We start from the raw sequence: 19358 nt of genomic DNA on the forward strand, positions 1-19358 counted from the left end.
TCCCGCACCGACAAGCCCGCCGACAGTGTCGCCGAGGAGACCGGGGAGGTGACACCGGCCTTGACTGCCTGACCCACTCCCGAGGAATCACGCGACGACGTCGTACACCACCTCCAGGGACTTGACCGCGGCCGGTCCGGCCCGGCGCTGCTCGACAGCTACACCTCCGAACGGACGCGACACCTGCAGTACGCAATCGCGATGTCGGTGGCCCTCGGCAACGTCATCTGCGTCCTGGACCCGGAGCTGGCTGCCGAACGTGACGCCCGCATGCTCGCCGGGGGAGCAGATCCGGCCAAGGTTCTGCCCATCACCGAGCAGCCGGTCCTGGGGTCCGGGATCGTGGCCACGGCCGAGGGCCTCGCCGGACTCGCGGGAACCCATGCTCCGCAGTTCCCGGTGGAGACTGCCGAGGGGTACACCGCCCTGCTCGACGACGTCGTCGGCTACGGCGCGGTTCTGCTGACGTCCGACGCCGCGGCTGCTGCCCGGATCGGCGAAACGCATCGGTCCCTACTCGATGCGGCGAACGTGCGAGTGTTCACAATCGGGTCGGAAGGCTGCGATCTCGAGGATTCCACTCACGCATGGTCGCGATGGTTCACCGACCAGCAGATCGCCTGCGTACTCCTCCGTCCCGACCACTACGTCTTCGGCACCGCTGCCGCCCCGGAGCGGCTCACCGACCTTGTCCACGGGTACCACGCTGCCCTCGCTCCGATCTCTGTCGCCACCCCTGTTCCGACAGCCTGACCCCGCACCGCCCCGGGTTCCTCACACAATTTCAGGAGATGCCTCTCATGCGTATTGCCAACCTTGCCGGTCGCGCCGCTCTGATCGTCGGAGAGCGCGGTGCCGAGCACGCCATCGATATCGCCACTGCGAGCGATGGCCGGTTCGGTCCGGACCTGCCGTCGATCTACAACACCTGGGACGAGTTCCGCTCCTGGGCTTCGGATGTGGATTCGACGGAGCAGACCACCCCGGTGCAGCGGGCAACGCTCGAGGCGCCGTCCCCGGCCCCGCGCCAGGTTTTCGCGGTCGGCCTGAACTATTCCGCTCACGCCACCGAATCGGGTTTCGAGGCGCCGAGCCAGCTCCCGCCGGTCTTCACCAAGTACGTCTCGAGCTTCTCCGGCCCGGACACCGAGGTCACCATTCCCGCCGGCGGTAACGTCGACTGGGAAATCGAACTCGTGGCGATCATCGGCCGCGAAGGTTTCCAGATCGCCGAGCAGGATGCGTGGGACCACGTAGCCGGATTGACCGTCGGGCAGGACATCTCCGAACGAGTCACCCAGTTGCGCGGACCCGCACCGCAATTCGGACTCGGAAAGTCGTTCCCCGGATTCTCCCCGCAGGGTCCGTGGCTGGTCACCCCGGACGAGTTCGCCGATCCGAGCGATCTGGAGCTGGGCTGCAGGATCGACGGCGAGGAGATGCAGAAGGGCCGCACCCGCGAGTTGATCTTCCCGGTCGGCAAGCTGATCGCCGCCCTTTCGCAAACCGTCACCTTGTACCCGGGCGACGTCATCTTCACCGGAACCCCTGCCGGCGTCGGCGGTGGCCGCACCCCGAAGCGTTTCCTGCAGCCCGGCGAAACCCTCGACAGCTGGATCGAAGGCATCGGCGAACTGCACCAGCGGTTCGTCGCCGGTCCCGCCGCGAAGTAACAGGAGAACTGTCATGGCCTTGCACGGACTGGGCAAAGTCACCATCGGTGTGCCCAATGTGGACGAAAACATCTCCTACTACACCGAATTCGGGCTAGACCACCGCGGTGGCGGCATCTTCGCCACTCAGAACGGTGGCGAGCAACTCGAGATCGTTCATGCACCGATCCGTCGGCTGGTCGAACTCGAGATTGCTGCGGACGATCCCGACGACATCGCTTCCATCGCCCGGCGACTGGCCGAGCTCGGTGTGCCGGTGGTGCACGAAGAGTCGAGTCTGGTGGCCGTGGAACCGGCCACCGGCACCCGAGTGCGTGTCTCGGTGCGTTCGCGCATCGTCGTGCCCCCGGTACCGGCCACCCCGTACAACGGGCCCGGACGGATCGACCGCACCGGTCGCGCGCCCTTCTCCTCGCGCACCGGGCCGGTCCGTCCCCGCAAGCTCGGTCACGCCGTGCTGGGAAGTGTCGACTACGAGACGACGCGGAGGTTCTTCACCGAAGGCCTCGGGTTCAAGGTCAGCGATTATGTCGGGGACACGGCCGCCTTCATGCGTTGCTCCACCGATCACCACAACGTGCTCGTCCAGGCCTCGCCGGTGAACTTCCTGCACCACACCAGCTGGCAGGTCGACGACATCGACGAAGTCGGACGCGGCGGTTACGGAATGCTCGAAGGACATCCGGAACGGCACGCCTGGGGACTGGGACGGCATTACGCCGGCTCGAACTTCTTCTGGTACCTGCGCGATCCCGCCGGCAACTACTCCGAGTACTACTCCGACATGGACTGCATCCCCGAAGACGAGGTGTGGACCCCGGAGGTGCTCCACGGCCTGGCAGCACTGTACTCGTGGGGACCCCCGCTGCCGCCGTCGTTCCTCGAACCCGAAGATCTTGCCGCCCTGATGACCGGCGCGCACTCGAGCAAAGGCTGATCCAAGATGACCGATCGCGTCGAATTATTGTGCGCGGGCAAGGTGTTCGCCTCCGCAGCCGAAGCGGTGGCAGACATTCCCTCGTCGGCCGCGCTGGCGGTGGGAGGATTCGGAGTCTCCGGTGTTCCAGATGTCCTGATCGGTGCTCTTGCCGATCGCGACGTGGACGACTTCGAGGTCTTCTCCAACAACTGCGGCGCGACCGGCCACGGACTGGACCTGCTGCTCACTCGCGGAAAAGTACGCCGGATGGTCTCGTCCTATGTGGGGGAGAACAAGGAATTCGCTCGGCAGTACCTGTCGGGTGAACTCGAGGTGGAGTTGACGCCCCAGGGGACCCTCGCGGAGAAGCTGCGGGCCGGCGGCGCGGGCATTCCCGCCTTCTTCACCCCCGCCGGGGTGGGGACACCGGTTTCGCAGGGCGGTCTGCCGTGGCGCTACAACGCCGACGGATCGGTCGCGGTGGCGTCCCCGCCGAAGGAGATCCGCGAGTTCCGCGGCAAGCGGTACGTGCTCGAGGAGTCGATCACGGCGGACTTCTCGCTGGTGCACGCGCTCGAGGGCGACACCGAGGGCAACCTGGTGTTCAACAAGGCCGCGATGAACTTCAACCCGCTCGCCGCGATGGCCGGCCGGATCTGTATCGCGCAGGTCGAGGAGCTGGTGGAGCCGGGCGAGATCGATCCGGGCGAAGTGCACCTGCCGGGGATTTTCGTCAACCGGATCGTGCACACCGGGGTGCAGGACAAGCAGATCGAGAAGCGGACCGTGTCGGCCGGAAAGGGTGCTTGAGATGACCGTGAGTGTGGACACACAGTCCGTCGGCTGGTCGCGCACGCAGATGGCGGCCCGGGCCGCTCAGGAGCTGTCGCCGGGGGAATACGTCAACCTCGGTATCGGCCTGCCGACGCTGATCCCCAACTACCTGCGCGAGGGCGTGAAGGTCACCCTGCACAGTGAGAACGGGATCCTGGGAACGGGACCGTACCCGACCGAGGATGCGGTCGATCCGGACTTGATCAACGCCGGTAAGGAAACGGTCACCGTCAACCCGGGCGCGGCGTTCTTCGACTCGGCGCTGAGCTTCGGCATGATCCGCGGCGGGCACATCGACACCGCGGTGCTCGGTGGCATGGAGGTCTCCGCTACGGGCGATCTGGCGAACTGGATGGTGCCGGGCAAGATGGTCAAGGGCATGGGCGGGGCGATGGACCTCGTCCACGGTGCCCGCAAGGTCATCGTGCTCATGGAACACACCGACAAGCAGGGCAACCCCAAGATCGTCTCGGAGTGCTCGCTGCCGCTCACGGGAGAGGGCGTGGTGCAGCGGATCATCACCGACCTCGCCGTGATCGACGTGACCGACGACGGCCTGGTCCTGCGTGAGTGCGCACCCGGTGTCGCCGAGGAGTGGGTGCGCGGAGCCACCGGCGCACCGCTGCACCAACTCGAAGCTCAACCCGCCTGAGGACCTCAACCCGCCTGAGGACACTGTCGCGCCCGGGCCGCACTGCCGAACCCGCCCACTCCCGGAAAGAACCACCGGCCATGCCTATCGCCCACGTAGTGACCTTCACCTTCACCCCGAGCACCACATCGGAGACCATCGACGCGCTCGCCCACGCGCTCGAGACCGTCTCCCACTCCTGCGCGGGTATCGAGTCCTACCACCACGGTGCCGACCTGCGCCTGCGGCCGGGAACTGCGGACTACGCCGTCGCCGCGGTCTTCCGTGACCAACAGGCACTCACCGACTACATGACCGATCCGCAGCACCAACGCGTCAACACCGAGTTCGCGACTTTTGTCGCCGCCAAGTCATCGGTGCAGTTCCCGGTGCCCTGACCCGTCAAGACAGCTTTGCATCGATCCTCTCCCCAGAGCACCTCGGCATTGCGGGCGCACCGAGACCGGTGCTGCGGACGGTCAGTGAGTCGACGGCAGCCACGTCCGGGCAGCGGTCACCAACGCGGCGACCCCGATCGGCAGCGTCGGTTCGATGACAGGGGCGTAATGGGGTGAATGGTTGGACGGGACGGTGAGCAGCGCGGGATCGGTCATGTCACCGGTGGTGAAGAGCGACGGGTCGGCGCCGCCGAGAAGCCAGTAGGACAGCGGCGCCCCGGCGCTGGTCGCGAGAATGCCGACGTCCTCGCTTCCGGCGCCGGCTCCCGGGTCGAGAATGTTGTCCTGCCCCAGCCAGGTCGCGAAGGCCTCGAGGCTCGTGCGCAACGCGTCCGCGTCGTTGGTGACGACCGGAAAGCGCTCGATCTCGGTGATGGTCGGGTCCTCCGGCGCGCCGGCCGTGGCAGCTTCGCCGCGCACGATGCGTTCGACACTGTCGAGGATGCGGCGGCGCACGGCGGTGTCGTAACTGCGGATGTTCAACTGGATCTCGGCGTGCCCGGGAATCACGTTCGCGGCGTCACCGGCATGGATCGACCCGACGGTGAGCACCGCGGTCGCGGTACTCGGAATCTCCCGGGAAACGACGGTCTGCAGACGCAACACCGTGGCGGCGGCCAACACGATGGGATCGACCGACGCCTCCGGCATCGATCCGTGCGCGCCCCTTCCGACGAGCCGCACCCGCAGAGAATCCGAGCCCGCGTACGACGGGCCGGGATGTCCGGCGATCTTGCCGGCCGGCAGGGGCGCCACGTGCTGACCGAGCACGACGTCCGGCTTCGGGAATCTGTCGAACAGCCCGTCGTCCACCACGGCCTGCGCACCCGCGCCCAGCTCCTCGGCGGGCTGGAACACCAGCAGTAGGGTGCCGGTCCAGCCGGACCGGTCGGCAGCGAGAATTCGGGCCGCGCCCAGCAGACAGGTGGTGTGCAGGTCGTGGCCGCACGCATGAGCGACCGGCACCGTGCCGCCGTGCTCGTCGGTGGCCGTGGCGGTGCTGGCGTAGTCGAGCCCGGTGTCCTCCCGGACGGGAAGGGCGTCCATGTCCGCCCGCAGCAGCGCGGTCGGCCCCGGCCCGTTCTTCAGGACGCCGACTACGCCGGTCTTCCCTACGCCGGTGGTGACCTCGAATCCCGATGCCCTCAGCCGGTCGGCCACGATCGCGGCAGTGCGGTGTTCTCGGAATCCGAGCTCGGGATGCCGGTGCAGGTCCTTGTACAGATCGACGAGTGCCGGATCGATCGTGATACCGCCGGGTGTGGTCATGGTTTTCCTTCGATTACGTCTTCTGCTGGGCAGACGACTCGACCTTCGGGTTCCATGGGGCTGGCTGTGCACACGGAGCGCGGTTGTGCGTGAGGCCATCCTTCCACGCCCTTACTCGGCGCGGGGTGACTTCATGCGACCCGGCTCGAACGGGTTGCGCACGAATACGTTCGGCCACCGCCTCGCCCGAAGCGCTATCGGCCACAGCCGGCGCGGGTCGAGGGCTGCCCTGGCGAAGCCTGGGGCGCTGGACCGGTGGTCGACGAGGTGTGCAAGCTCGGCGAAGCCGGTGTGGTGATACGGAGACTGGTGTAATGGTGTGCGGCGAGGGGGGTTCCATCGATATCGTCGACGAGGTGGCGTTGCGGGACGCGGGTGCGGGTTGACAGGCCCTGAGCGTCACGGCGAGCAGCGGGAACGCGCAGTCGCGATGGTGGTCGGGCCCGAACTGTGACGGAGGTGCGTATGACGGTCGCTTATACGGTGGCGCCGCTGGTTCGTGCGGTGCTGGGCGAGGAGGCTCCGGTCGGGATCAGGTGTTGGGACGGCAGCCGGAGTGGGCCTGCGGACGCGCCCTGGCGGGTGCACCTGGTCAATAGGCGTGGTCTACGGCGATTGCTGTGGGCGCCCAACGACCTCGGTTTCGCTCGGGCCTACGTCTCCGGTGACATCGACATCGAGGGAGATCTGCTCGCCGGTCTGGACGTGTTGGAGCAGGTGTCGGACCCGAGCCGCGGCCCGGGTGTCCGGATCGACGGGCACACGAAGACGGCGGTGGTGAAAGCGGCGCTGCGCCTGGGGATCCTCGGCCCGCCCCCGCGGCCGCCGACGGAGGAGATGAAACCGGTGCGCGGGCGCCGGCACGACAAGGGACGTGACGCCGCCGCGATCAGCCACCACTACGACGTCGGCAACGACTTCTATCGACTCGTGCTCGGAGAGTCGATGACCTACTCGTGCGCATACTGGGCGGCGCAGAGCGAGGATCTGGACGCCGCCCAGTACGCCAAATGCGATCTGGTGGCCCGCAAACTCGGCCTGACCGCGGGGATGCGGGTACTCGACGTCGGCTGCGGGTGGGGGACCTTCGCGCTGCACGCGGCACGTCACTACGGCGCGCACGTCGTCGGTGTCACCCTGTCCCACGAACAGGCGGACTACGCCGGCAAACGGATGGTCGACGCGGGCGTGGGCGAGTTGGTGCAGATCCGGGTCCAGGACTACCGCGACGTCACCGACGGCCCCTACGACGCGATCTCGAGCATCGGCATGGCCGAGCACGTCGGCGCTGCGATGCTGGCGACCTATGCCGCGGACCTGTTCGCGCTGCTACGCCCGCAGGGACGATTGCTCAACCACGCGATCTCGCGGCGACCGGGCAAATCCCTCGCCGAGTTCTCGAAAACGTCGTTCATCGATCGCTATGTGTTCCCCGATGGCGAGATCTTGCCGCTCGCGACGATGATCGAGGCGCTCGAAGGGGCCGGTTTCGAGGTGCGAGACGTCGAGTCGCTGCGCGAGCACTACGCGACGACCCTGCGGGCCTGGGTGGCGAACCTGGAGTCGAACTGGGACGAGGCGGTGGCTCACAGCAGCGCCGGGCGGGCACGAGTATGGCGGCTGTACATGGCCGGCTCGGCGTTGGCATTTGCGGCGAACCGGCTCGGGGTCAATCAGGTCCTGGCGGTCAAATGCACCGAACGGGGTCACAGCGGCATGCCCGGCACCCGCGCCGAACTCCTGCGGCCACCCGCACCGAACCCCTCTCCGCCGGGCCACAGTCACACGCAGTGATGTCGGTCCTCTGCCCGGCACACGGACACGATGCGGAGTTCTACCGGCTTCTGACGAGGTAGCCGGAGTTTGCTCGGCTCGACCGAGCTGGACCATTCCGCGACCTTGCCACGGGCCTCGACTGGGATGATCCGAACTGACACCATTCGTACCCGTCGCGGCGACCGCCGTCGCACCCGAGAGTCCGAGGAGCCCCATGCCGAGTCGCACAGCCGGTGTCACCCTTGTGTCGGCCCTTGCGATGGCGATCCTGGCCGGGTGCGCGCAGCCGCAGGACGGGCAGCCGGTGGCCGAACCGACCACCGCGACGTCCTCCCGTCAGGCACCCACCGGCGGGGCCGCCGTGTCCACGACGGTGGGCGAACAGCCGTGCGACCCGGATGTCGACCTCGAGGCACCCGAGGTCTTCGCGGTGATCGAGCAGCTACCCCCGCCGCAGCAGATCCCCGATGCCACGTGGCTGCAGGCGTACAACGGCAACTACAACGGCTGCAGCAACCTGAGCTACGCGCAGGTCGGGATCGTGGGGGCGACGGGATCGTCGCCGACCCACCTGCTGTTGTTCCACCGCGGCGACTACGTCGGCACCGCCACGCCGTGCGCGCTGAACCCGGCGGTGGTCGCAACGGCCTTCGACTCCATCGACGTCGAATACAACTACCCGCGCGAGGGCGAGCCGAACGCGGCCGCTACCGGTTTCGCGGAGCTGACGTTCACGTGGTCCGACGGCGGGGTCGTCACCGACGGGCGACTGCCGGACGAGTACCTGGAGTTGACGGGATGCGACGAAATGCGGTGACATCGCCGGGCACTTCGATTGCCGCGGCATCGACGCGAACGTCGGTACGATCGCGGCAAGGTCGGGAAGCCACCCTCAGGACTGCCCGACAGAACAGACAAGGCAGAAACGATGGCAGTCGCCCCCATTCCGGTGGACCAGCGTGTGATCGGGATCGATTCGCGGCGCTTCGCCTCGATCGAGAAGGCGCTCGTCGAACTGATCACCAACAGTGACGACAGCTACTCCCGGCTGGACAACGGCCGCGCACAGGCGAACGGCCGCATCGACATCACCTACGAGCGCCACCAGTCGGGCGCGGTCCTGCAGGTCACCGACCATGCCGAAGGTATGCCGTTCGATCAGGCCGCCCGCATCCTGGCGTACGGGGCAGCCCACAGCCCGCTGTCGCGGGGCGAGGGCCATGGGCGGGGCTACTTCGGGCGCGGCCTCAAGCAGGCCGTGTTCGGTGTCGGCGCCGGAACGGTCGAGACCGTCAAGGACGGCCGGCTCACCCGCATCGACCTCTTCCGCGGCGAGAACGGCGGCTACCTCTACGACGACCACGGCGGCGACCGGCCGGTCTCCGACGACGACCGCGAACGCCTCGGCATCCCCGGGAACGGTACCCGGGTGACGTTGGTCGTGGAGAACCCGCACGTGGTCATCTCCCGGTACCAGACCGTGGTGCAGGCGCTGTCCGACAACGTCTACCTGCGTGAGGTGCTGTCGCGGCGGAGCGTGGAGGTGGTGCACGTCGCCGGTCGGCACGAGATCCAGCGCAGCGGCCGGGTGCTCTTCGACGAACCCCCGGCGCTCGTGCTGATCGGTCCGGACGCGCCCGGCAGCTTCGACTTCGACGGCGACGAGTACACCTTCACCCTCACCCTGAAGCGGGCCGAAGGTGCCGAGCTGGCCATGTCGGGGGACGAGCGCACGAACGGTCTCGTCGTCGTCTCGGGCCTCGCCGTGCTCGACTGTCAGATGTTCGAGTACGAGAACCAGGTGGGCGCCGAGTACCTGTTCGGCACCGTGCACTGCGCAGCCCTGATCGAGCGGCTCGGGCAGGGTGAGCCGATCATCAGCGACGAGCGTGAGGGTCTGAACCACAAGGACCGGTTCGTCGCCGCATTCTCGCATGCGGTCAGCGTTCGGCTCGCCGAATATGTGCTGGCCGAACGCGATCAGCTCAGACACCTCGAGCACGCGATAACCTCCGAGCACACCGCGCACATGATCGACCGGCTGCTGCACCGGATGAGCGAGTCGGCGATCCGGGATCTCGGGATCGGGCCGGCGCCGACATCGGCACCGCTGACGACCGCGACCGGCACGGGGAAGTCGGTCGTCCTTGAATTCACGACGCCCTTCTACTACCGCAGGCCCGGCCATCGGTTCCACGTCACTCTGGAAGTCGACACCGAGCGCCTGCCCGGCGACGACAGGCTGACGATCACGTACATGCTGCCCGACTCGATGCGGATCGACCCCCGGCCCGCCGAGATTGCCGTGGAGCAGAAGGCCGGTGTGCAGCGGCTGGAATGGACGGTCGTCGGCGAGGCGGCCGGGGAGCGCGGCGAGATCATGGTGCGGTCCGGGGCGTTCTGGGCGTGGTGCGAGATCGTCATCGCCGAGAACGCGCCGTCGCCGCACCATGTGCCACGCCCGCACACCCCGCCCCATCCGGAGGAACACCGACGGCCGCCACGCGACCACGGCGAGGACATGTTCGTCGGCTACGACCTGCGCTATCTCGGGGACGACGGTGGACGTGCCGTGTACGACCCCGAGCAGCGAACGATCCTCATCAACACCGGCGACCCCACCGTGCAGCTGTATCTGGACGGCCGGGGCCGGTTCCGGGATGCGGCACGACTGCTGCTGGCCGAGTTGTTCCTCGACGTGATCGCCGGCGAGTTGGCACGCCGATCGCTCGAGAACAAGGGCTTGCAGGACGACGTCCACGCCTACACCGCCGCCAAGCAGAAGATCATCCGCCGCTACGGCGCGCAGATCCACAAGTCGTTCGCCTGAACGGGATTCGAGGTGGCGTCATGACGGACCCGCGCAGGCCGCTCGACATCCCCACCACCGCTGCCATGCTCGAGGTCGCGCTCGCGGAGGCCCGGCTCGGCCTCGCCGAGGGCGGCATCCCGATCGGCGCGGCCCTGTTCGCCGCCGACGGGACGCTGCTCGGCCGCGGCCACAACCGGCGGGTGCAGGAGGGGGACCCGTCGCTGCACGCCGAGACCGCCGCCTTCCGGGCCGCGGGCCGCCGGCGCGACTACCGCTCGACGATCATGGTGACGACGTTGTCGCCGTGCTGGTACTGCAGCGGCCTGATCCGGCAGTTCGGCATCGGCGCGGTGGTGATCGGGGAGAGCGTCACGTTCACCGGCGGCCACGACTGGCTCGCCGAGCACGGGGTCGAGGTGACGGTGCTGAACGATCGACGCTGCATCGACATGATGGCGACGTTCGTCGCCGAGCACCCGGACCTGTGGCACGAGGACATCGGCGTCACACCCCCCGAGTAGGGCGATCACCGAGTAGGAGCGATCACCGGGCCGTCGGTGGGGGAGCGGCCGGCTCGCACCCCTCGACGGTGATGCGGGCCAGTTCCGCGACGAAGTCCGCCGTGCTCCGGGACTCAGCGAGCGCTCGCCGCTGACGGCGCGCGCCGTTGCCCCGGCGCAGGATCCGCCGCACCGATGCGCGCGCGGACGGGAAGTCGCCGGCCTCCTCGAGGCCGGGCCGCACGTGCTCGAGCAGCGAGCCCAGCAGCCGGGCTGCGGGGACGGGCCGTTGCGTCAGCGGGTCCATCCCGTAGCCGTCGATGCCCTCCCGCGCGGCGCGCCAGCACGCGGCCTTCAGTCGGTCGGCCTCGAGCCGGGGCGCCGGGTCACCGCGGTGGACGGCGGTGAGCGCGGTGGACACGAGTCCGCGGACGAGGGTGGCGGCGGTGACGGTCTCCTCGATCGTGGCGGGCACGTCGCAGACCCGGATCTCGAGGGTGGGCAGGTGCGGCGAGAGCCGGATGTCCCAGTAGACCATCGCGGGGTCGAGGACGGTGCCGGCGTCGAGCATCATGGCGACGACGTCGTCGTAGTGCCGGGCGGACCGGAAGAAGGGCGGCGGCCCCCCGCTGGCCCAGCGCCCCCACTGGATGTGACGCCAGCTGGCGTAACCGGTGTCGGCGCCGGCGGTGACGGACGAGTTCGCCGTGAGCGCGAGCAGGGCGGGCAGCCAGGGCCGCAGGTGATTGCAGACCTGCACCGCGACGTCGCGATCGGGCACCCCGACGTGGACGTGACAGCCGCAGATCACCTGATCGGTCACCACCCCGAAGTGCTCGGCCATCCGCCGGTACCGGGCGGCGTCCGTGAGCGCCCCGGGCGGGGTGGTGTCGAACGGGGGCACTGCCGCCGCGAGCAGGCGGGCCCCGGCGCGTGCGGCGGCCGCCGCCGCCACCGTGCGCGAGACGCGCAGTTCCTGCCGCAGGTCGTCGATCCGGGTGCAGACCGGTGTGGCGGTCTCGACCTGGCAGCGCGACAGCTCGAGCTGGAGGTCGAGCCCGGACTCGCGGGCATCGGCCACGACGGCGGCGTTGCTCAGCCGGGGCCGGCCGGAGTCGGCGTCGACGAGCAGCAACTCCTCCTCGACGCCCATGGTCAGCAGCCGGCCCGGGACATCGCCACGGTCGGATCCGGCACGGCGCGGCAGCGTGGACGTCATCGTCTCCTCCAACCGGAACGGCCGAAACAGCTCGGCAGGACCGTGGCTCCAGCCTGGCACGCGTCCCGGGCAGGTGGGAAGAGAACGGGAGGGAAATCAGGCGGCGCCGACGGCGTGGATACCGCGTGCCCACTGCTGCAGCGGCCGGTCTCCGAGCGCGATCGCGAGGGATTCGAGGGTGCGGACGCGGTCGGCCAGCTGGTCCGCGAGGACGTGTTCGAGGGCGGCGACGCTGCGCCTGTCCGCCGAGCCGGCGATGGTGGCGATGCAGTCGCTCAGCCGCGCCGCCCGAGACGACGACGACTTCGCGGATGTCGTGTGCGAATGCAGAATTCGTTCGAGGGCGTCGCATCGTTCCGACAAATAGCGAATGTCCGCCGCAATTTGCTGCTTCGCCATCGGATGCGAGCTGCGCTCGTGGCGAATTTCGAGTATCTGCAGTTGCGTCCGCACCAATTGGTGTACGGCCCGAATCTGGTCGCTCAGTGCGCTCGTGTTCGTGTTCATCGGGTTCCCTCTGCCGAATTCGATGATAGCCCCCGCGCCGGGCCATCCGGCGCATACCGGAGAATCTCGACTTCCGGCCGAGAAAGGACAGAAACGGCGATTCGGAATTCGGATCGGCACGGCCGCGAAGGGAAACGGCGACGAGGAGCGCCGCAGCAATTGTTGCCGCCTCCCCCCACCGAGCCGGTCACCGCCTCGGTGCGACCCGCTGCCGCGCCCGCGGCGAGATGCCGGGGCCGGGAGCCGTCCGCCGCCGGCGGTGCGAGCTCAGTCCTCGGGCAGCGGCGCCGACCAGAGCAGGCGGGTGCCGCCGGTGTCGACCGCGGTAGCGGTGAAGGTGCCCGCGACCTCCTCGGCGCGGGAGGCGAGGTTGTGCAGTCCGCTGCGCGCGACGGTGGCGGGAATGCCGACGCCGTTGTCGGTGACGTCGATGGTGAGGTAGTCGTCGACCGACACGGTGACGGTGACGTTGTTCGCGCCGGAGTGGTGCACCACGTTGCTCATCGCCTCCCGCAGCACCGCCTCGGCGTGATCGGCGAGGGGCCCGGTGACCACGTTGAGCGGCCCGGACATGCGCACGACGGTCCGCAAGCCGACGTCGGCGGTGTGTTCGGCGACGATGTCGTGCAGGGCCTGCCGCAGTTGCCGGGTGCCCTCCATCCCGCCGTGCAGGTCGAAGATCGCGGTGCGCACGTCGGTGATGATGCTCTGCACGTCGTCGATCATGTCCGCCAGGCGCCCGCGGATCTCCGGCGCCCGGGTGCGGGCGTGGGTGCTCTGCAGGTTCAGGCCGTGGGCGAACAGCCGCTGAATGACGTGATCGTGCAGGTCCCGCGCGATGCGGTCCCGGTCGGCGAGCACGGTCAGAGAGTTGAGCCGTCGCTGGTCGTCGGCCAGCTTCAGCGCGAGCGCCGCCTGATCGGTGAAGGAGGTGGCGAGGAAGAGCTGACGGTCGTCGAACGGCTCCCGCCCCGGATCGCGAATGACCGACAGCACCCCCGAAATGGTGTCGGTCGACGCGCGCAGCGGCAGCAGCAGCGCCGGCCCGTGCCGGTCGCCGTCACCGTCGAACTCCGTGACCTGCAGCGGCTCGCCGCACCGGTACACGGTTCCGGTCGCGGTCCCTTCGACCCGGATCCGCTTGCCCCCGAACCCGGACGGGTCCGAACCGGCGTATGCGGTGACGATCAGGGCCGCGACCTCCTCCGGTGGCACGTCGGGATCCTCGGGTTGGGCGATCTGTACGTGGTCCGCCTCCGACAGGGCCAGCGCGCGTCGGGCGATCAGGCCGAGCACCTCTTCCGGGTCGGTGTCGGCGAGCAGCTCGGCGCGGATCTCGCTCGTGGCCTCCTGCCAGCGCTGCCGCAGCCGGGCCTCCTCGAACAGGCGCGCATTGTCCACCGCGATGCCCGCCGCGGCCGCGAGGGCCTGCACGATCACCTCGTCGTCCTCGGTGAACGACTGACCGTTGGCCTTCTCGGTGAGGTAGAGGTTGCCGAACGCCTCACCGTGCACCCGGACCGGGACACCCAGGAAGGTCCGCATGGGCGGGTGGTGGGCCGGGAAGCCGGACGAGGCCACGTGCTGGGCCAGATTGTCGAGGCGGATCGGTTTCGGCTGTTCGATCAGCAGTCCGAGCAGTCCGTGGCCGGTGGGGAGGTCGCCGATCAGCGCGCGGGTGTCTGCGTCTATGCCCTCGTACACGAAGTTCTGCAATCCGTCCCCGCGGCGGTTGAGGACGCCCAGGGCGCCGTAGCGGCAGTCCACGAGCTCGATCGCGGCGTGCACGATGCGCTCGAGGGTCGCCTCGAGCTCGAGCCCGGACGCGACCGTGAGCACGGCCTCGAGCAGACCGTCGATCTGATCGCGCGCGACGATCACCTGGTCGATGCGGTCCTGGACCTCCGCGAGCAGCTCCCTCAGTCGCAGCTGCGAGAGCGTCCCCGCGAGCAACGTTTCCTCGTCGGCGGCCATCGCTCACCCCTTCGGTGGATTACGTCCCGTGCGCCGCGTGCCGGGCCGCTTCGAAAGGCCCGGTTTTTCCCATTGTGCCGAGGGTAATCCGTGGGTCACCCCCGGCGCGGTGACTTGCGCCCCGGTGGTGACGACTTTGGACCCTGCCGCGGGCCGCCTCGACGGGCGAGGGTGGAGTGCGGAGATGTCTTTGCAGGAGGGAAAGCCCAGGATGACGACGGGTCCGGAAGCTCCGCTCGCGCCGGGTCGCTGCATGGCGTTGCTGCGGTCGGTGCCGACCGGCCGTCTGGTCTACACCGACGGGGCGTTGCCCGCGGTGCACCCGGTGACCTTCGCGGCGCCGAACGGCGAGATCGTCGTTCCCACCGGCGATGACGGGTGGTTCGAGCGTTTCGACGGCAGGCTGCTCGCCTTCCATGCCGAACAACTCGAGGCGCCGACCCGGTCGGGGTGGAGCGTGGTCGCGATCGGCCGCGCCCGGCTCGCGCGCGGCACGGACGGTCTCCGCGGATTCGACGGCGCCGGCGGCCTGCCGTGGGGCATCGGCACGGAGGATCCCCTCCTCGTCATCGACGTCGAGCACATCAGTGGGCGTCGTGCCACGCTGCCGTGGTGGCCCGGCGAGCGCGGTTGACCATCCAGTCCCCGAGCCGACCGTGAGCCGGCACACCGTGCGGTACCGTGCTGACCGGGGATTGGAGGCTGCCGCATGGTCAAGGTCTTTCTCGTCGACGACCACGAGGTCGTCCGCCGTGGCATCGCGGACCTGCTCACCACGGATCCCGAACTGACGATCGCGGGGGAGGCGTCGTCGTACGGCGAGGCTCTCGTGCGGGTACCTGCCGTAGAACCCGACGTCGCCGTGCTCGACGTCCGGCTCCCCGACGGCAACGGCATCGAGCTGTGCCGGGAACTGCTCTCGCAGATGCCGCGACTGCGCTGCCTGATGCTGACCTCGTTCACCGACGAGCAGGCGATGCTCGACGCGATACTCGCCGGCGCGAGCGGCTACGCGCTCAAGGACATCCGCGGAACCGAGCTGATCCAGGCCGTGCGGGACGTCGGGGCAGGCAAATCCCTGCTCGACAGCCGCGCCGCGACCACGCTGATGGCGAAGCTGCGCGCCGACACCAGTAACGACGGCGGACCGTATGCGAACCTGACCGACCAGGAACGGACCCTGCTCGCGCTGCTCGGGGAGGGGCTGACCAACCGTCAGATCGCCGAACGGATGTTCCTGGCCGAGAAAACGGTGAAGAATTACGTGTCGCGGCTCCTGGCCAAGCTCGGGGTCGAACGCCGCACCCAGGCCGCGGTACTGGCGACGAAGGTGCCGCCGAGACGCCCCGGCGGGCGCTGAACGTTCCGTCGCCGCGCCGCCCGGGCGTTGCCGACGGCAGGACGGGCACCATGACGGACGACCGGCCCCGATTCGAGCGGCTGAGCCCGCTCGACGTAGGGAACCTGCGCGTCGAGGACCGCGGGGTGCCCATGCACGTGGCCGCGCTCGCCGTCCTGGACGGAGCGCCGCTGCGCGATGCGGCCGGACGCCTCCGGCTGGCGGCGATCCGCGAGCACGTCGCGCGGCGCACCCGCCGCGCGCCCCGACTGCGCCAGCGGCTGCACCGCCCGCCGCCGGGTGCCGGACCGCCCGTGTGGGTCGACGACCCGCACTTCGACATCTCGGGCCACGTGCGGACCCGCGCCCTGCCCGCTCCCGGCGACGAGGCCACCCTGTTGCGCACCTGCGCGGAACTCGACGAACCACGCCTCGACCGGTCCCGGCCGCTGTGGGAGATGTGGCTGCTCACGGACCGGGACGACGGGACGATCGCGCTGCTGCTGCGGCTCCACCACGTGGTCGCCGACGGCATCGCCGCCCTCGAACTGTTCGGCGCCCTGCTCGACACTGCCGCGACCACGCCCGACGAGGACCCCGGTCCCGTGCCCACCCCGGTTCCGCCACCCTCCGTGCGTGCGCTCGTCCGCGACAACCTGCACCGCCGGCCCGGGGCCGCGTGGCGGTGGCTCCGGGCAGTGCGGCCGGCGGTGGTGGCGCGACGTGCCGCCCTGCGGGTGCGGCAGCTGCGCTCGCTCGCCCGGCAGGGCCGGGCCCCGCGGGTGTCGTTCGACGGTCCCGTCGGGCCGCACCGCCGGCTGAGCCTGGTGCGCTGCGACCTCGCCGAGGTCAGGCGCGTCGCACACGCGCACGGTGCGACGGTCAACGACGTCGTGCTCGCCGCCGTGGCCGCCGGCGCGCGGCGGCTCCTCGCGGCGCGCGGCGAACTCGACCCGGACCTGATCCTGAAGGCGTCGGTGGCGGCGTCGCTGCGCACCGCCGACGACCGGAGCCCGGGGAACCGGGTCGGGATCCTGCTCGTGCCCCTGCCGGTGGGGCCCGGGTCGGTGGCCGCCCGGGTCGCGGCCGTCGCCCGCGAGACCGCGCGGCTCAAGCGGGAGCCGCCGCTGCAGCCCGGGGGACGGCTGCTCCAGCGGTGGACGGTGCGGGTGATGCGGCGCCAACGGCTGGTCAATCTGTTCGTCAGCAATCTGGTCGGCCCGCCCGTGCCGCTGTACTTCGCGGGTGCCCGCGTGCGCGAGCTGTTCCAGGTCGGCGTGGTGCAGGGCAACGTCGGTGTCGCCGTCGGCGTGCTGTCCTACGCGGGCCGGCTGAACGTCGACGTCGTCGCCGATGCCGATCTCGCCCCGGACGTCGACGAGTTCGCCGGGGGGATCGTCGACGGCCTCGCGGAGCTGGGCGTCGCGGCGGTCGGCGGCCCGCCGCGTCGCTGACCCGGCCCTTCAGGCGCGATCGCGCCGACCGTGCGCGCCAGCGAATTGCATGCGCGGAGTGCTGAGAATTTCGCGAACCCGATTTCCCCTACCGCGTGCGGCAGCCGGGTCCGCGCTCGAATTGCGGGACCCGGCGCGTTTGGTGGGTTCGGTGCACGGCACCGGTACGGTATGTACAAGATCAGAAATGGAGCTCCAGCATGGACTTTGGAACGTTGGCCGACTTCTTCGGAGCAATCGCCGACCTCTTCGGCGCGTTCGACTTCTTCTCCGGTTCCGCCGAGGATATGAACCTCAGCTGATCCGGGGGAAATAGAGGGGGCCTGCGGGTTGAGGACGCAGGCCCCCTTTTCCTGTCCGGGTCCCGGATACCGGTCGCCCGGTCGATCTCATTCTTTACCCGACGTTGATGTTCGATAAAGGTGAGATAACGCGAGATTGAATTTTCGAAAGCGCCGCCGGCTCCGGGGACCTCATTCGGCGTCGCGTTCGGCCAGGGCCACCGGCCGCATGTAGTCGGTGATGTACTCGCGCACCCACCACGCGCCGGTCTCGCGGCGCTCGCGCCACGTGGTGTACCGGTAGCTGAAGTACCGCGCCCGCACCCAGCGGGGCGGCGCGTCGGGGAACGGGTTACGCCGCAGCAGTGCCGTCACGTGCTCGTCGTTGGTCAGCAGCTTTTCGAGCAGTCGCCCGAACCAGGAGCGCGCGTAGTCGGGGGACAGCGCGGCGAACCACATCAGCCAGTCCAGCCGCAGGTGATACGGCGCGTACTGGCGGGGCCGGCGGCGCACGTCGCCGGGCTTGCCCTTGAACTCGTACTCGCGCCACACGGTGCCGGGGCCCACCTCCCGATCGGAGGTGCCCTCGACGATCACCTCGTGCCGGTGCCGGGTGATGCTGCCGAACGCGCCGTAGGTGTTGACGAAGTGCCACCGGTTGAACGAGGCGTTCATCGCCTGCCGGTGGGAGAGCATGTTCCGCACCGGCAGGTAGCTGAGCACCGCGACCGTCCCGGTCAGCGCCACGACCACCGCCACGAACACCGTCTGCGTCGTCCCGTACCCCGGACCGGGTTCGAGCGGCAGCAGACGCTCCCACCAGCTGTCCGGGATCACCGACAGGCCCAGCACGATCGCCAGCCAGTTCAGCCAGGAGAAGTTGCCGCTGACCACCAGCCACAACTGGGTGACGATCATGATCGACGCCGCGATCCCCGCGATCGGCTGCGGCGCGAACAGGAAGAAGGGCACCACGAGCTGGGTGACGTGGTTCCCGGCCACCTCGACCCGGTGCAGGGGCCTGGGCAGGTGGTGGAAGTACCAGCTCAGCGGGCCCGGCATCGGCTGGGTCTCGTGGTGGTAGTACAGGCACGTCAGATCCCGCCAGCACCGGTCGCCGCGCATCTTGATCAGGCCCGCCCCGAACTCGAGCCGGAACAGCAGCCAGCGCAGCAGGATCAGGACGAGCAGTGGCGGGGCGGTGTCCGCGTTGCCGAGGAAGATCGCCAGGAAGCCGGTTTCGAGCAGCAACGATTCCCAGCCGAACGAGTACCAGACCTGTCCGACGTTGACGATCGACAGGTACAGCAGCCACAGCAGGAACCAGACGAGCATCGACGCGATCAGCGGCAGCCGGTCCGTCACCCCGAGCGCGGTGGCGGCGGCCAGGACCGCGCCGAGACCGGCGACCGCCGCGAAGAGACGGTCCGAGTAGCGCAGGTGGAACACGCTCGGGGCCCGGCCGAACGACGTCGCCTTCAGGAAGCGGGGGATCGGCGTCAGGCCGGTGCTCCCGAGCAGCGCCCGGAACTGGTTGAGCGCCACCAGGAACGCGACGAGGTACACCAGGGCCAGCGCGCGCGTGCACAGCAGCCGTCCCAGCGAATACCCGTCGGCGTCGTACCATTCCACGGCAGGTCACCTCGTACCGGTGCGGACCCCTCGAGCATGGCACGCGCACCGCGTTTCGGGAGTGGATTCCCCGTGGTGGG

18 protein-coding genes are annotated in these 19358 nt (G+C 69.3%); 13 read left to right on the forward strand and 5 right to left on the reverse strand.

From position 1 onward, the window contains the following. Positions 1–201 precede the first annotated feature (201 nt). From G6039_RS00005 to G6039_RS00030, 6 genes are all read left to right on the forward strand, one after another. A complete protein-coding gene (locus G6039_RS00005) occupies positions 202–753 on the forward strand; it encodes an aromatic-ring hydroxylase C-terminal domain-containing protein (protein WP_206530603.1) in 552 nt (183 codons plus the stop codon). A 47-nt stretch (positions 754–800) separates the two neighbouring features. Beyond that, positions 801–1673 (forward strand): fumarylacetoacetate hydrolase family protein, encoded by an 873-nt coding sequence (locus G6039_RS00010; protein WP_029543535.1) that lies wholly within the window; start codon positions 801–803, stop codon positions 1671–1673. Between the two features lie 13 nt (positions 1674–1686). Beyond that, positions 1687–2610, forward strand: a complete 924-nt coding sequence (locus tag G6039_RS00015; protein ID WP_006930681.1) for a VOC family protein — start codon at positions 1687–1689, stop codon at positions 2608–2610. Between the two features lie 6 nt (positions 2611–2616). Next, entirely contained in the window at positions 2617–3402 is a 786-nt protein-coding gene (locus G6039_RS00020) for a CoA transferase subunit A (RefSeq protein ID WP_006930683.1), read from the forward strand. A gap of 1 nt (position 3403) precedes the next feature. After that, on the forward strand, positions 3404–4078 hold the full coding sequence (locus G6039_RS00025) for a CoA transferase subunit B (protein WP_006930685.1): 675 nt from the start codon (positions 3404–3406) through the stop codon (positions 4076–4078). Between the two features lie 80 nt (positions 4079–4158). Continuing rightward, on the forward strand, positions 4159–4455 hold the full coding sequence (locus tag G6039_RS00030) for a Dabb family protein (protein ID WP_037200865.1): 297 nt from the start codon (positions 4159–4161) through the stop codon (positions 4453–4455). Positions 4456–4536: 81 nt separating this feature from the next. On the opposite strand, the gene G6039_RS00035 is transcribed toward G6039_RS00030, so the two are convergent. After that, positions 4537–5784: an amidohydrolase gene (locus G6039_RS00035; protein WP_029543538.1), complete on the reverse strand. Its 1248-nt coding sequence runs from the start codon at positions 5782–5784 to the stop codon at positions 4537–4539. Between the two features lie 465 nt (positions 5785–6249). On the opposite strand from G6039_RS00035, the gene G6039_RS00040 reads away from it, so the two are divergent. The 4 genes from G6039_RS00040 (at position 6250) to G6039_RS00055 (ending at position 10893) form a co-directional block, all read left to right on the forward strand. Then, positions 6250–7578, forward strand: a complete 1329-nt coding sequence (locus G6039_RS00040) for an SAM-dependent methyltransferase (protein ID WP_029543540.1) — start codon at positions 6250–6252, stop codon at positions 7576–7578. Positions 7579–7774: 196 nt separating this feature from the next. Then, positions 7775–8377: an LppP/LprE family lipoprotein gene (locus G6039_RS00045; protein ID WP_029543543.1), complete on the forward strand. Its 603-nt coding sequence runs from the start codon at positions 7775–7777 to the stop codon at positions 8375–8377. Between the two features lie 111 nt (positions 8378–8488). Further along, positions 8489–10390 (forward strand): ATP-binding protein, encoded by a 1902-nt coding sequence (locus G6039_RS00050; RefSeq protein ID WP_029543545.1) that lies wholly within the window; start codon positions 8489–8491, stop codon positions 10388–10390. 65 nt (positions 10391–10455) lie between these two features. Continuing rightward, the gene (locus G6039_RS00055) at positions 10456–10893 is read left to right on the forward strand and encodes a nucleoside deaminase (RefSeq protein ID WP_029543547.1); all 438 of its coding nucleotides are present in this window, start codon (positions 10456–10458) and stop codon (positions 10891–10893) included. A 22-nt stretch (positions 10894–10915) separates the two neighbouring features. Here G6039_RS00055 and G6039_RS00060 read toward each other — a convergent pair whose 3' ends face one another. The 3 genes from G6039_RS00060 to G6039_RS00070 all read right to left on the reverse strand — a co-directional run bounded on the left by G6039_RS00060 (position 10916) and on the right by G6039_RS00070 (position 14572). Beyond that, complete coding sequence (locus tag G6039_RS00060; RefSeq protein WP_029543549.1) at positions 10916–12091, reverse strand: carboxylate-amine ligase; 1176 nt, start codon at positions 12089–12091, stop codon at positions 10916–10918. Between the two features lie 96 nt (positions 12092–12187). Beyond that, complete coding sequence (locus tag G6039_RS00065; protein ID WP_231385900.1) at positions 12188–12757, reverse strand: hypothetical protein; 570 nt, start codon at positions 12755–12757, stop codon at positions 12188–12190. Positions 12758–12865: 108 nt separating this feature from the next. Further along, positions 12866–14572, reverse strand: a complete 1707-nt coding sequence (locus tag G6039_RS00070) for a sensor histidine kinase (protein ID WP_006930700.1) — start codon at positions 14570–14572, stop codon at positions 12866–12868. Between the two features lie 211 nt (positions 14573–14783). On the opposite strand from G6039_RS00070, the gene G6039_RS00075 reads away from it, so the two are divergent. The 3 genes from G6039_RS00075 (at position 14784) to G6039_RS00085 (ending at position 17365) form a co-directional block, all read left to right on the forward strand. Next, positions 14784–15206 (forward strand): pyridoxamine 5'-phosphate oxidase family protein, encoded by a 423-nt coding sequence (locus G6039_RS00075; RefSeq protein ID WP_029543553.1) that lies wholly within the window; start codon positions 14784–14786, stop codon positions 15204–15206. Positions 15207–15281: 75 nt separating this feature from the next. Further along, the gene (locus tag G6039_RS00080) at positions 15282–15932 is read left to right on the forward strand and encodes a response regulator (protein WP_029543555.1); all 651 of its coding nucleotides are present in this window, start codon (positions 15282–15284) and stop codon (positions 15930–15932) included. Between the two features lie 50 nt (positions 15933–15982). Beyond that, on the forward strand, positions 15983–17365 hold the full coding sequence (locus tag G6039_RS00085; protein WP_029543557.1) for a wax ester/triacylglycerol synthase family O-acyltransferase: 1383 nt from the start codon (positions 15983–15985) through the stop codon (positions 17363–17365). 473 nt (positions 17366–17838) lie between these two features. Here G6039_RS00085 and G6039_RS00090 read toward each other — a convergent pair whose 3' ends face one another. Then, positions 17839–19278 carry a lipase maturation factor family protein gene (locus G6039_RS00090; RefSeq protein ID WP_029543559.1) on the reverse strand — a complete coding sequence of 480 codons (1440 nt, stop codon included), beginning with the start codon at positions 19276–19278 and terminating at the stop codon, positions 17839–17841. Positions 19279–19358: the final 80 nt, after the last annotated feature.

The sequence above is a fragment of the Rhodococcus aetherivorans genome, assembly GCF_011058165.1.
GTDB lineage: Bacteria > Actinomycetota > Actinomycetes > Mycobacteriales > Mycobacteriaceae > Rhodococcus > Rhodococcus aetherivorans.